General features: G+C 73.6%; 8 protein-coding genes. 6 read left to right on the top strand and 2 right to left on the bottom strand.

Translation table 11 applies throughout. From position 1 onward, the window contains the following. Positions 1-60: 60 nt before the first annotated feature. Positions 61-573, bottom strand: a complete 513-nt coding sequence (locus ACWCHM_RS21150) for a type II toxin-antitoxin system PemK/MazF family toxin (protein ID WP_204956771.1) — start codon at positions 571-573, stop codon at positions 61-63. 183 nt (positions 574-756) lie between these two features. On the opposite strand from ACWCHM_RS21150, the gene ligA reads away from it, so the two are divergent. From ligA to ACWCHM_RS21120, 6 genes are all read left to right on the top strand, one after another. Then, positions 757-2,895, top strand: a complete 2,139-nt coding sequence (gene ligA / locus ACWCHM_RS21145; RefSeq protein ID WP_204956772.1) for an NAD-dependent DNA ligase LigA — start codon at positions 757-759, stop codon at positions 2,893-2,895. 173 nt (positions 2,896-3,068) lie between these two features. After that, complete coding sequence (locus ACWCHM_RS21140) at positions 3,069-5,531, top strand: putative bifunctional diguanylate cyclase/phosphodiesterase (RefSeq protein WP_454219488.1); 2,463 nt, start codon at positions 3,069-3,071, stop codon at positions 5,529-5,531. A 188-nt stretch (positions 5,532-5,719) separates the two neighbouring features. Beyond that, positions 5,720-6,025 (top strand): Asp-tRNA(Asn)/Glu-tRNA(Gln) amidotransferase subunit GatC, encoded by a 306-nt coding sequence (gene gatC / locus ACWCHM_RS21135; RefSeq protein ID WP_088641698.1) that lies wholly within the window; start codon positions 5,720-5,722, stop codon positions 6,023-6,025. A 94-nt stretch (positions 6,026-6,119) separates the two neighbouring features. Beyond that, positions 6,120-7,595, top strand: coding sequence for an Asp-tRNA(Asn)/Glu-tRNA(Gln) amidotransferase subunit GatA (gene gatA / locus ACWCHM_RS21130; RefSeq protein ID WP_204956774.1), 1,476 nt, complete (start codon positions 6,120-6,122; stop codon positions 7,593-7,595). A gap of 13 nt (positions 7,596-7,608) precedes the next feature. Continuing rightward, positions 7,609-9,108 carry an Asp-tRNA(Asn)/Glu-tRNA(Gln) amidotransferase subunit GatB gene (gene gatB, locus ACWCHM_RS21125; protein WP_454219486.1) on the top strand — a complete coding sequence of 500 codons (1,500 nt, stop codon included), beginning with the start codon at positions 7,609-7,611 and terminating at the stop codon, positions 9,106-9,108. A gap of 155 nt (positions 9,109-9,263) precedes the next feature. After that, positions 9,264-11,621, top strand: a complete 2,358-nt coding sequence (locus tag ACWCHM_RS21120) for a transketolase-like TK C-terminal-containing protein (protein WP_454219484.1) — start codon at positions 9,264-9,266, stop codon at positions 11,619-11,621. Positions 11,622-12,138: 517 nt separating this feature from the next. Here the strand turns inward: ACWCHM_RS21120 and ACWCHM_RS21115 are convergent. Beyond that, positions 12,139-13,773, bottom strand: a complete 1,635-nt coding sequence (locus ACWCHM_RS21115) for a metallophosphoesterase (protein ID WP_204956777.1) — start codon at positions 13,771-13,773, stop codon at positions 12,139-12,141. Positions 13,774-13,873: the final 100 nt, after the last annotated feature.

Raw genomic sequence — 13,873 nt, 5'->3', positions numbered from 1 at the left:
CGGATGCCGCGCGTCGCGGTGCCGGCCGCCACAAACGGGGGTGCCGGGCCGGTGCGCTGCTCAGGCCGGGCTGCGCCGCCCGTGCAGGCGTTTCACCTGACGCCACAGCGCCGGGTCGCAGCTACCGGCCCGGCGGGAGAACGCGTCGGCGGGGATACGCAGCGGCTCGGCGAGATCCAGCCAGCTGTCGTGGTCGGCGTCCGGGTCCCAGTCCCGGGTCGGGATCGGCACGTGGTCGTCCCGGTCGCTCTTGTCCTGGCTGGTGATCTTCAGGACCTCCGCGCCCCGGTCGTCGGCGCGTACCACCAGGCAGGGCCGGACCTTCGAGCCGGTGCCGTCGTGGAACGGCACGTCCGCCCACCAGATGTCACCCGGCCGGGGCGTCCCGGTGGGGGTGCGGGGGCGGGGCGGCGCGGTCGGGCGGGCCCGGTCCCGGGGCGGGGTGCCCCGCTCCGGCCGGGTGCGCCCGCCACCGCTCGACGGGCGACCACCCCGGCGTCGCCACTCGTTCCACACCCAGCCGGCGGCGACCGCCAGGACGATCAGCAGCCCCCACAGCAACCACTGCGGCATCGGTACCCCCGACTCCCTCTCCGGCGGCCACCGCGCCGCCGACGTGCGGCGATCGTCGCATGCTGCGGGGCCGGCCGCCCGTCGGGCGGGGTGGGGGAGGCGGCCGAATGTCCTACCGGCCGGTTACCGTGCACCAGTAGCGTGATCACGGGGGAGGTTCGCACGGTGTCCGGAGGCGACAGGGTGTCGGAAGAAGAGATTCCCCAGCAGGTCAGCGCGGAGCAGGAGGCGGCGGCCGGCGGTGAGCCCACCCCCGAGGCCCGGGAGCGGCACGCCACGTTGAGCCAGGAGCTGACCGAACACCAGTACCGCTACTACGTCCTCGACGCGCCGACCATCACCGACGCCGAGTTCGACAGGCAGCTGCGCGAGCTGGAGGCGTTGGAGGCGGATTACCCGGCGCTGCGTACCCCCGACTCGCCGACACAGCGGGTCGGCGGCACCTTCTCCACCGACTTCACCCCGGTCACCCACGCCGAGCGGATGCTCTCGCTGGACAACGCCTTCGCCGACGAGGAACTGGCCGCCTGGGCCGAGCGGGTCGAGCGGGACGCCGGTGGCCCGGTGCCCTACCTGTGCGAGCTGAAGGTCGACGGCCTGGCCATCAACCTGACCTACGAGAAGGGCCGGCTGGTCCGGGCGGCCACCCGGGGCGACGGGCGTACCGGCGAGGACGTCACCGCCAACGTCCGCAGCATCCGCGACGTGCCGGCCCGGCTCACCCCCTCCGACGAGTTCCCCGACGTGCCGGAGCTGCTGGAGGTGCGGGGCGAGATCTACTTCCCGGTCGCCGGGTTCGCCGACCTCAACGCCAGCCTGGTCGAGCAGGGCAAGGCGCCGTTCGCCAACCCGCGCAACGCCGCCGCCGGCAGCCTGCGCCAGAAGGACCCCCGGATCACCGCGTCCCGGCCGCTGCGGCTGGTGGTGCACGGCACCGGCGCCCGCGCCGGCTTCCGGCCGGCCACCCAGTCCGAGTCGTACGCGGCGCTCAAGGCGTGGGGGCTGCCGACCAGCGACCGCTGGCGGGTGGTGCCCGACCTGGCCGGCGTGGCGGAGTACATCGCCCACTACGCCGAACACCGGCACGACGTCGAGCACGAGATCGACGGGGTGGTGGTCAAGGTCGACCCGGTGCCCATCCAGGGTCGGCTCGGCTCGACCAGCCGGGCGCCCCGCTGGGCGATCGCCTTCAAGTACCCGCCGGAGGAGGTCAACACCCGGCTGCTCGACATCGAGGTCGGCGTCGGGCGGACGGGCCGGATCACCCCGTACGCGGTGCTGGAGCCGGTGCACGTGGCCGGTTCGACGGTCGCCCAGGCCACCCTGCACAACGCCCGCGAGGTCGAGCGCAAGGGGGTTCTGATCGGCGACACGGTGGTGCTGCGCAAGGCCGGCGACGTGATCCCCGAGGTGCTCGGCCCGGTGGTCGAGCTGCGACCCGCCGACGCCCGCCCGTTCGTCATGCCCACCCACTGCCCGTCCTGCGGCACGGCGCTCGCCCCGGCCAAGGAGAGCGACGTCGACATCCGCTGCCCGAACTCCCGCAGCTGCCCGGCGCAGCTGCGGGAACGGGTCTTCCACCTGGCCGGGCGGGGCGCGTTCGACATCGAGGTGCTCGGCTACAAGGGTGCCGCCGCGCTGCTCGACGCCGCGATCATCAGCGACGAGGGGGACCTGTTCGCCCTCGACGCCGCGCAGCTCGCCCGGTCGCCGTTCTTCGTCAACAAGGACGGCAGTCTCGGCACCAACGCCACCAAGCTGCTCGACAACCTCGCCGTGGCCCGGGAACGCGACCTGTGGCGGGTGCTGGTGGCGCTCTCCATCCGGCACGTCGGGCCGACCGCCGCGCAGGCCCTGGCCCGGCACTTCCGCTCCGTCGAGGCGATCGAGGCGGCTGCCGAGGAGGAACTGTCCTCGGTCGACGGGGTCGGCCCGACCATCGCCGCCAGCATCACGGAGTGGTTCGCCGTCGACTGGCACCGCGACGTGGTCCGCAAGTGGGCCGAGGCGGGCGTCCGGATGGCCGAGGAGGCGGTCGACGAGGGGCCCCGCCCGTTGGAGGGCGTCACCGTGGTGGTGACCGGCACCCTCGCCGGGTTCAGCCGGGACCAGGCGGCCGAGGCGATCCAGACCCGGGGCGGCAAGGTCACCGGCTCGGTCTCCAAGAAGACCGGCTTCGTGGTGGTGGGCGACAACCCCGGTTCCAAGGCCGACAAGGCGGCCGGCCTCAAGGTGCCGGTGCTCGACGAGGACGGTTTCCGGGTGCTCCTCGATGCCGGCCCGGACGCGGCCCGCGAGGTGGCCCGGGTCGACGAGGGCTGACCGCCAGACCACCCGGCCCGCTGCACCCATAGGTGAATCTCGGCCCGTATACCAACTTAGTCACGACTACGACCGATTCGCGGCTGTCGTGCGGGTCCACCGACGCCCAGGGCGTTTCATGGTGGCAGGTGTACGGCCGGCGTACACCCTGATGGGCGTGCCCGGGAGGTGCGATGGAGACCGCCGACCCCCGTAACTCGTTCCCGGGTGGGCGGGAGGGGCCGTTCCTGGGCCTCGTCACCGGGGTGCTCGGCCTGGCCGCCCTGGTCTCCGTCGCGTCGCTGGTCGACCTCGTCGACCGGCCCGACGGGCTGCCGGCGGCGTTCTGGACGATGGCGGTGCTCGCGGTCGGCTGCGACGCGCGCCCCTTTGTGCCCTCCGGCCGCCGGCAGACCTCGGCGGTCTTCCCGTCCACCTGCTTCACCTTCGCCATCCTGCTCGGCTGGGGCCTCGGCCCGGCGGTGCTCGTGCAGGCCCTCGCGGTCACCGTGTCGGGTGTCCGGCTGGGGCACGCCCCCTGGCGGACCACCTTCAACGCCGCCCAGTACGCCTGCGCGCTCGCCGCCGCCCACCTGGTGCTGCGGTCCGGGCCCGGCGGCCTGTTCGACGGCGACCGGTTGGGCTGGACCGACGTGCTCGCCGTGGGCGGCGCGACCGTCACCTGGTTCGTCGTCAACTATGGCCTGGTCAGCACCGCGCTGCGGCTGCGCTTCGGCGGCCGGTGGTGGCCGGCGGTCCGGCAGGGGCTGCCGTTCGAGCTGCTCTCCACCGGCTCGCTGCTGCTGCTCGCCCCCGTTCTGGTCACCGCCGCGCGGGCCAGCGCCGCGCTGATCCCGCTGGTGCTGGTGCCGCTGTTCGCGGTCTACCGGATGGCCCACCTCTCCGACGAACAGGTCCAGCTCGCCGCCCTCGACCCGTTGACCGGTCTGCCCAACCGCAAGGCGCTGCTCGCCGAGGTGGCCGAGCAGGTGCACCGGCACGCCGAGCGGGTCGCCCGGGGGGAACCGGGGGCGCGGGTGGCGCTCCTGCTGATCGACCTGGACCGGTTCAAGAACGTCAACGACGCGCTCGGCCACGCCGTCGGCGACCGGCTGCTGGTCGAGGTGGGTGCCCGGCTCGCCGGCGTGGTCGGCGAGCGGGACCTGCTGGCCCGGCTCGGCGGGGACGAGTTCGCCATCGTCGCCGGTGGGCTCGACGGTGTCGACGAGGCGCGTGAGCTGGCCGGGCGGGTGGTCGCCGCGCTGACCGAGCCGGTATCGCTGGACGGCCTGCCGCTCGACGTCGGTGGCTCGATCGGCATCGCGCTCTTCCCCGACCACGGCGAGGACTACGCCACCCTGATGCGTCACGCCGACGTCGCCATGTACGACGCGAAGCACCGCAACGACACCGTCGCCGTGTACGCCGCCGAGTCCGACCACAACTCCGCCGAGCGGTTGGCGCTCCTGGCCGACCTGCGGCGCGTACTGGAGAACGGGCCGGTGGCCGGGCCGACCGTGCGCGGCGGTGACGGCGCGGCGCTGCCACCCCGGCTGGCCCCCGACGACGGACCCGGCGATGCCCCGCGCCCCGCCGTCGACGGCGGACCGGGCAGCGGACCGGGCCCCGGCCTCGGGAGGGGCCCCGGCAGCGGCGTGCGCACCGACCCCGGCGGCGGCCCGGGCGTCGGCGGCACCGGCCGGTGGTGGCTGCCCCGGCGGCGCTCCCGGCCCGCCCCGGCGCACCCCGACGAACTGCTGAACCGCATCCTCACCGGAGCCGACCCGGTCCGCCGGCACGGCCCACCGGAGCACCCGCCGGCCGGACCGGCCCCGGACACCGGGCCGGCGGCGACGCCCCCCGCCCCGGCGGCCGAGGTCGGCGAGATCACCATGTACTACCAACCGCAGGTCGCCATCGCCACCGGCGAGGTGGTCGGGGTGGAGGCGCTGCTGCGCTGGCGGCACCCGCGCCGGGGGATGGTCGACCCGGAGGAGCTGATCCGGGTCGCCGAGCAGAGCGCCGTGATGCGCCTGCTCACCTACCGGGTGATCGACGACGTGGTGGCGCAGCTGGCGAAGTGGTCGGCCGCCGGCACCACGCTGCGGGCGGCGCTCAACGTCAGCGTCCGCGACCTGCACACCGGGGAGATCGTCGACCGGATCGCCGACCGGCTCGCCGGCCACGGGGTACGCCCGGACCGGCTGCAACTGGAGATCACCGAGGGGGCGCTGATGGCCGACCCCCGCCGGGTGCTCGCCACCATCACCCGGCTGCACCAGCTCGGGGTGGCCATCTCGCTCGACGACTTCGGCACCGGCTACTCGTCGTTGCAGCACCTGCGCCGGCTGCCGCTGTCCGAGGTGAAGGTGGACCGGTCGTTCGTGCTGGGGATGGCCGGCGACGCCGACGACGCGGCGATCGTCAGGTCGACCATCGAGCTGGCCGGCGCGCTCGGCCTGCGGGTGGTGGCCGAGGGGGTGGAGGACGAACGGACCTGGCGGCTGCTGCACGCGGCCGGCTGTGACGCCGCGCAGGGCTGGTTCTACGCCCGCCCGATGCCCGCCGACGAGTTGACCGCCTGGCTGGCCCGGTACCGGCCGCTGAGCCCCGTCCCCAGCCCGGACGCCCAGATCCCCCGCCGGCACGCCCGCTGACGGTCGCCGGCACACCCCCTGGGGCCGGGTGGGCGGCCCCGGACCGGCCGGCGGCCCGGACGCGGGGGGAGTCGGAGGCGTCGGGTCCGGCGCAGGACAATAGACTCGCTCCGGTCACCGCGCGTCATCCCGTCGACGTCGCGGCCGGCCCACCCGCACGCAGCAGCACAGCCACGAAGGGGGCACCGATGGCCGCCATCTCCCGCGAGGAGGTCGCGCACCTCGCGCGACTGTCGCGGCTCGCCGTCACCGAGGAGGAGCTGGACACCTTCGCCGGTCAACTCGACGTGATCCTCCAGTCGGTCGCGCAGGTCGGCGAGGTCACGGCGGCGGACATTCCGCCGACCTCCCACTCGGTGCCGCTGACCAACGTGCTCCGCGACGACGTGGTGGTGCCCGGACTGACCCCGCAGGAGGCGCTGTCGGGTGCCCCCGACGTCGCCGAGCAGCGGTTCCGCGTCCCGCGCATCCTGGACGAGGACGTGGCGTCGTGAGCGGCTGTGTGGTTGACACCGGGCGTGACAGGCGAACCATCGAGCCCAGTGCGCCGGCTGCCCGGGGCACCGGTGAGCGGAGCGAGGCGACGGCATGACCGACCTGACCAGAATGACCGCGACCGACCTGGCCGGGCTGGTGGCCTCGGGGGAGACCTCCGCCGTCGAGGTGACCCGGGCCCACCTGGACCGGATCGCCGCCGTCGACGACCGGGTGCACGCGTTCCTGCACGTCGACACCGAGGGGGCGCTGGCCGCCGCCCGCGCCGTCGACGAGCGCCGGGCCGCCGGCGAGCAGCTGGGACCGCTGGCCGGGGTGCCGGTGGCGGTGAAGGACGTGCTCACCACGAAGGGTGTGCCGACCACCGTCGGCTCGAAGATCCTTGAAGGCTGGCGTCCGCCGTACGACGCGACGATCGTGCAGCGGCTGCGCGCGGCCGGCACGGTGATGCTCGGCAAGACCAACATGGACGAGTTCGCGATGGGTTCCTCCACGGAATACTCGGCGTACGGCCCGACCCACAACCCGTGGGACACCGACCGGATCCCGGGCGGCTCGGGTGGGGGCAGTGCCGCCGCGCTGGCCGCGTACGAGGCCCCGCTGGCCATCGGCTCCGACACCGGCGGCTCGATCCGCCAGCCCGGGGCGGTCACCGGCACCGTCGGCGCGAAGCCCACCTACGGCGGCACCTCCCGGTACGGCCTGGTCGCGTTCTCCTCCTCGCTGGACACCCCCGGCCCGTGCGCCCGGACCGTGCTCGACGCGGCGCTGCTGCACCAGGTCATCGGCGGGCACGACCCGCGCGACTCCACCTCCATCCCGCAGCCGGTGCCGGACGTGGTGGCCGCCGCGAAGCTCGGCGCGACGGGCGACCTGACCGGGGTGAAGCTCGGCATCGTCAAGGAGTTCACCGGTGAGGGTGCGGAGCCGGGCGTGATGGCCGCGTTCCGCGAGTCGGTGGACACCCTGGCCAAGCTGGGCGCCGAGATCGTCGAGGTGTCCTGCCCGCACTTCCGGTACGCGCTGCCGGCGTACTACCTCATCGCGCCCAGCGAGTGCTCCTCCAACCTGGCCCGGTTCGACGGGGTCCGGTTCGGGCTGCGGGTCGGCGACGACGGCAACCGGTCGCTGGAGGAGGTCATGTCGCTGACCCGGGAGGCCGGGTTCGGGGCCGAGGTCAAGCGGCGGATCATGGTCGGCACGTACGCGCTGTCGTCGGGCTACTACGACGCCTACTACGGGCAGGCGCAGAAGGTCCGTACCCTGATCACCAGGGACTTCACCGCGGCGTTCGAGCAGGTCGACGCGCTGATCTCGCCCACCACGCCGTTCGTGGCGTTCCCGATCGGGGCGCGCACCGCCGACCCGTACCAGATGTACCTGGCGGACCTGTTCACCATCCCGACGAACCTGTACGGCGGGCCGGGCATCTCGGTGCCGTGCGGCCTGTCCGAGGGGCTGCCCGTCGGTCTGCAGGTGATGGCCCCGACGATGGCCGACGACCGGATGTACCGGGTCGCCGCCGCGCTGGAGTCCGTGGTCGGCACGTTCACCCCACCGGCACTGTGAGGCTGGAGTTCAGATGACGACGACACTGCCCGCGTACGACGAGGTCGTTGCGCGTTACGAGCCGGTGATCGGCCTGGAGACCCACGTCGAGCTGGGCACGAAAACCAAGATGTTCTGCGGTTGCCCGACCGACTTCGGCGGCGAGCCGAACACCCGGGTCTGCCCGGTCTGCCTCGGCCTGCCCGGGTCGCTGCCGGTGGCCAACAAGGCGGCCATCGAGGCGACCATCCGGATCGGCCTGGCGCTGAACTGTTCCATCGCACAGTGGTGCCGGTTCGCCCGGAAGAACTACTTCTACCCGGACATGCCGAAGGACTTCCAGATCAGCCAGTACGACGAGCCGCTGTGCTCCGACGGCTACCTGGACGTCGAGGTCGACGGCGAGCTGGTGCGGATCGGCATCGAGCGGGTGCACCTGGAGGAGGACACCGGCAAGACGCTGCACGTCGGCGGGGCCACCGGCCGCATCCACGGCGCGACCGAGTCGCTCGTCGACTACAACCGGGCCGGCATCCCGCTGGTGGAGATCGTCACCAAGCCGGTTCCGGGCACCGGCGCGCTCGCCCCCGAGGTGGCCAAGGCGTACGTGACCGAGCTGCGGGACGTGCTGCGCTCGCTGGGCGTCTCCGACGTGCGGATGGAGGAGGGGTCGCTGCGCTGCGACGTCAACACCTCCCTCAACCTGCCGGGGCAGGAGTGGGGCACCCGCACCGAGACCAAGAACGTCAACTCGTTGCGGTCGGTGGAGCGGGCGGTCCGCTCGGAGATCCTGCGCCAGGCGTCGGTGCTGGACGCGGGCGGCCGGATCACCCAGGAGACCCGGCACTTCCACGAGGACACCGGGGACACCACGCCGGGCCGGTCCAAGGAGACCGCCACCGACTACCGGTACTTCCCGGAGCCGGATCTGGTGCCGCTCGCCCCGGACACCGCCTGGGTGGCCGAGCTGAAGGCGGCCCTGCCGGAGCTGCCCCGGCTGCACCGCCGCCGGCTCCAGGAGCAGTGGGGCCTGTCCGACCTCGACATGCAGTCGGTGCTCAACGCCGGTGCGGTCGAGCTGATCGAGGCGACCGTGGCGGCCGGCACCACCCCGGCGGCGGCCCGCAAGTGGTGGCTGGGTGAGTTGTCCCGCCGGGCCAACGAGACCGGCACCGAGCTGGCCGACATCGGGGCCACCCCGGCACAGGTCGCCGAGCTCCAGGGCCTGGTCGACGCCGGCAAGCTCAACGACAAGCTGGCCCGGACGGTGCTGGAGGGCGTGGTGGCCGGCGAGGGCTCGCCGACCGAGATCATGACCAACCGGGGCCTGGAGGTGGTCTCCGACACCGGCGCGCTCACCGCCGCCGTCGACGAGGCGATCGCCGCCAACCCGGGCATCGCCGACAAGATCCGCAGCGGCAAGGTCGCCGCGGCCGGTGCGCTGGTCGGCGCGGTGATGAAGGCCACCCGTGGCCAGGCCGACGCCAAGACCGTCCGTGACCTGGTCCTGGAGCGCCTCGGCGTGCAGGGCTGACCCGACCGGGCCGGGGCCGACGGTTCCCGCCCGCACCCGGCGAGGGCCGCCGTCGTGACCCGACGGTGGCCCTCACCCTCTTCCCCCGGGGTACGCGCGCGACCCGCGCGACCCCCCACCGAGGGCGTCAACGGCGACGCCCGGATGGAGTCCCCGTGAACGAGCACGACCTCGACGTCCTCGACGAGATCCAGCGGCGGGTGCTGTGGCTCGCCACCCGGATCGTGGACGCGGCCAACCACGACCGGGACACCGGCGACGGGGTGAAGGTCGGCGGACACCAGGCGTCCAGCGCCTCCCTGGTCACCGCGATGACCGCGCTGTGGTTCGCCCACCTGGACGCCGAGGACCGGGTGGCGGTCAAGCCGCACGCCTCCCCGGTGTTCCACGCGATCCAGTACCTGCTCGGCAACCTGGACCGGTCATACCTGACGAGGCTGCGGGCGCGGGGCGGGTTGCAGTCGTACCCGTCGCGGACCAAGGACCCGGACGAGGTGGACTTCTCCACCGGCTCCGTCGGGTTGGGCGCGGCGGCACCGCTGTTCGCCGCGGTGACCCGCCGCTACGTCGACGCCCACTTCGGGAGCCGCCCGCACTCCCGGTTCGTTGCGTTGATCGGCGACGCCGAGCTGGACGAGGGGAACATCTGGGAGGCGGTCGCCGACCCGGCCACCACCGGCCTGGGCAACGTGATGTGGTTGGTCGACTTCAACCGGCAGTCGCTGGACCGGGTGGTGCCCGGCATCCGGATCGACCAGTGGCGGGGGCAGTTCGAGGCCGCCGGCTGGCACGTCGTCGAGGTCAAGTACGGCCGCCGGCTCGCCCAGGCGTACGCCCGGCCGGGTGGGGCGGCGCTGCGCGACTGGATCGACCGGATGCCCAACGAGCAGTACCAGTCGCTGTTCGGGCTGACCGGGCCGGCGCTGCGGCAGCAGTTCCTGGACGGCGCGCCCGACGGCATCGCCGGGTTCATCGCCGACCTGACCGACGAGGAGTTGGCCCCACTCGTCACCGACCTCGGCGGGCACGACCTGGAGGCGATGCTCGACGCGTACGCCCAGTGCGACGCGGTGACCGACCGGCCCAGCGTCGTCTTCGCGTACACGGTCAAGGGGTGGGGGTTGCCGATCGCCGGCAACCCGCGCAACCATTCCGCGCTGCTGTCCACCGCGCAGGTCGACGCGCTGCGCGCGGCGCACGGCCTGACCGCCGCGACCGAGTGGGACCGGCTCGACCCGGCGAGCCCGGCCGGCATCCGGGCCGGCGCGCGCCGCGAGGCGCTGGCCCGAGCGCCCCGCCAACGGTCGCTGGGGGTCACCGTCCCCGACGCCACCGGGGTACGCACGCAGAAGCCGGTCTCCACCCAGGAGGCCTTCGGCCGGGTGCTGGTGGAGCTGGCCCGGGATCCGCAGGTCGCGCCCTACCTGGTCACCACCGCGCCGGACGTGGCGACCTCCACCAACCTGGCCGGGTTCATCAACCGGACCGGGGTGTTCGCCCCGACCGAGCGGCGGTCCTGGTCGCAGGACCGGATGCTGCGCTGGACGGAGAGCCCCGCCGGGCAGCACATCGAACTGGGCATCTCCGAGATGAACCTGTTCCTGCTGCTGGGGCAGCTCGGCCTGTCGTGGGACCTGTCCGGGCAGCCGCTGCTGCCGGTCGGCACGGTCTACGACCCGTTCGTGCTGCGCGGGCTGGATGCCTTCCTCTACGGCACCTACTCGGGTTCCCGGTTCGTGGTGGCCGGCACCCCGTCGGGTGTCACCCTGGCCCCGGAGGGCGGCGCGCACCAGTCCACCATCACCGCGTCCGTCGGCCTGGAACTGCCAGGCGTGACCCTCTGCGAGCCGGCCTACGCCACCAGTCTCGACTGGCTGCTCTGCGACGCGCTCGGGCAGATCGCGCAGGGGGCCGCGCCGGCCGCCACCGCCGCGCCGGCCGAGGACGGGGCCTACTACTTCCGGTTGAGCACCCGTCCGCTGGACCAGTCGCCGTTCGAGGCGGCCCGGGTCCGCCTCGGCGACGCGGTGCTGCGCCGGCAGGTGGTCGCCGGGGCGTACCGGCTGGTGGACGCGCACCAGGCGCATCCGCAGCTGGCCGACGCGCCGGTGGTGACCCTGGCCGCCTCCGGGGCGGTGCTGCCGGAGACGCTGGCCGCCGCCGCCGAGTTGGCCGAGGAGGGCATCGCCGCGCACGTGGTCGATGTGACCAGCCTGGACCGGCTCTACCGGGCCTGGCAGCGCACCCTGCGCCAGGGCGTGCGTACGGCGACCGTGCCGAGCGTGCCGGGGGCGTTGCGGGCGGCCTTCGGGGACCGTACCCCGCTGGTGACCGTGCACGACGCCGCCTCGCACGCGATGGCCTGGCTCGGCTCGGCGCTCGGGGTGCCGGCGGTGCCGCTGGGGGTGGACGAGTTCGGCCAGTCCGGCAGCGTCCGTGAGCTGTACGAGCTGCACGACCTGCTTCCCGGCAGCATCGTCAACGCCGCCCTGGCCGCCCTGTCGCTGCGCTGACCGCTGCCCTGCCTCTCCCTCCCTGCCCCGCCTGCTCTGCCTGCCGCTGGCGGGTGTCGTGCCCCGCCATCCACCGGTGGAACGCGTCGCCGACCTGATTACTCTCCGCGTTTCCATGACCGGTGCTGGCTGTGGTCACCCTCAGTGTTCAATGTGGCGGCTCCCATGACTCAGGTGCGCCTCCTTTGCTCTGCTGCCATGGCGGCGACAAGCTGCTGATTGGGGGAAATGTCGACGACTGTTGGCGGCGTCGAACATCGGTGTCATAACGCAGGGTGACTGTCGCTGTGAGGGCAGCAGAGCAAAGTCTCCGAGAGTGGGTAGGTGGGTGCGGCGCGGCGGTCACCTTCGGTGACGTCGGGCGGAGGGTGGGGCCCGGGTGAGGCGGGCGCATCCGCGAGTCGCGGCCCGACGGTCGAGGCGCAGCCACGGCCGCCGGCTCTGCGCTGCCGGCCCGCATGGGCCGGCAGCCCGCCGTCGCCCGGGCCGCCCTGTCGCTGCGCTGACCGCTGGTGCGTCAGCCGGTCGGGCTGAGGGTCGGTGAGGTGGGGGCCGTGCCGGTCCCGGACGGGGACGGGGACTCCGAGCCGCCCCGGGTCGGGGTGGGGGTGACCGGGACGTCAGCGCCCTTCGCCGGGTCGCGGATCACGTGCCGTTCCAGGTTCACCTGGGCCTGCCCGGTACCGCCGACGGTGATGTCGTCGTAGGCCTGGAGCAGCTTCTGCTGGTCGAAGTAGAGCACCGTCATCGACAGCGGGGTCGGCTTCTCGCCCTCCAGGCCGCGCAGCCCGGCACCACCGGTCGAGCCCTCCACCATCAGCTGCGTCGGCTGCTGGCCGTCCACCTGCGGCAGCTTGGAGATCTGCCGGGCGTGGGTGTGCCCGGCCAGCACCAGTGGGCAGGTGCCCGAGAGCGGGCCGGCCGAGGCCGGGTCGTGCACCAGCGCGATGTTCACCGGTCGCGGCGAGTCGCGGACCGTGGTGGCGAGCGTCTCGCCGGCCCCGATCACCTGGTTGGCTACCTGCGCGGTGAGCCCGCTGCCGGCCGGAGAGGTCTCCTTGTCCGGGGTGAACCGGGGGTCGCCGATGCCGGCGATGGTGAGGCCGGCGACGGTGGTGGTCGAGTTGTTCAGCACGACCGCGTTCGGCTGCCGGGCCACCGCCGCCGCCGTCCGGGGTGAGTCGTGGTTGCCGCGGATGTAGACGTACGGCTTCTTGAGCAGCCCGATCGAGCCGACGTACGACGCCTCGGGTTCGCTGCCCCAGTCGGTCAGGTCACCGGTGTCGATCACCACGTCGATGCCGAACTGTTCGACCACGGTGCGGATCAGCTGCCAGCCCGTCGGGTTGAGGTGCATGTCGGAGACGTGCAGCACCCGGGTGGTGCCCGGCGCCGGTTCGTACACCGGCAGCGCCGACACCGTGGTGTAGAGCTGGCTGACGTTGCCGACCAGCCGCTGCAACTGCTCGGCGTAGCGGCTGTAGTCGTTGGCGATCCGCCGCGCGTCACCGACGATCGCCGGGGCGTTGACCAGCAGACCCTCGTAGCGGGGTTCCTCGATGGCCTGCGGGCGGATGGTGCCGGCGGCCAGGCCGAGACTACCGGCGGTGACCGCCAGCGCCACCCCACCGGCCCAGGCGGTCCGCCGGGTGTCCCGGAAGACCAGCGCGGCCAGCAGCAGGGTGACCAGCACGGCCGCCCCGAGGGTACGCAGCCCGAGCCGCAGCACCCCGTTGCGGACGTCGGTCACCGCCGACTGGCTGGCCCGGCTGATGCTGGCCGGGTCGTCGATCAACGCCTCGGTCTTGCGCTGGTCCAGCGCGCCGAGGCCGACCGTCAGGTGGGTGGGGCCCTGGTGGCTGTCGAGTTGGAGCGCCCCCAGCGGGGGGATGTCGACGGTGGTGCCGCCCCGCACCGCCGGGGCGAGGGTCAGGTCGGCGCGGAACGGGCCGATATCGGTGCTGACCCGGCCGCCGGCGAACACCCCGATGACCGTCCCGGTCAGGGCGACCAGCAGCACCGCCAGCACCACGCCGGCCCGTCGGGCCCGGGTCGACCGCAGGGCCGACCACCAGGTCCGCCAGCGTCGCTCACGCCGGGCGGGAAGGTCCGTCTCCCCAGGCCCGCGTTGCTCGTTCTCCTGACCGCCCATGATGAGATTCTGACCTGCCCCGTGAAAGATCTTGGCAAACCCGGCGGACGGGCAGCCGATCCGCCCGTTACCTGCCCGGCTGTCCGGCCCGTCGGCGTGT

This window comes from Micromonospora sp. SCSIO 07396 (genome assembly GCF_053667945.1).
This window is presented reverse-complemented; position numbering and strand designations above follow the sequence as displayed.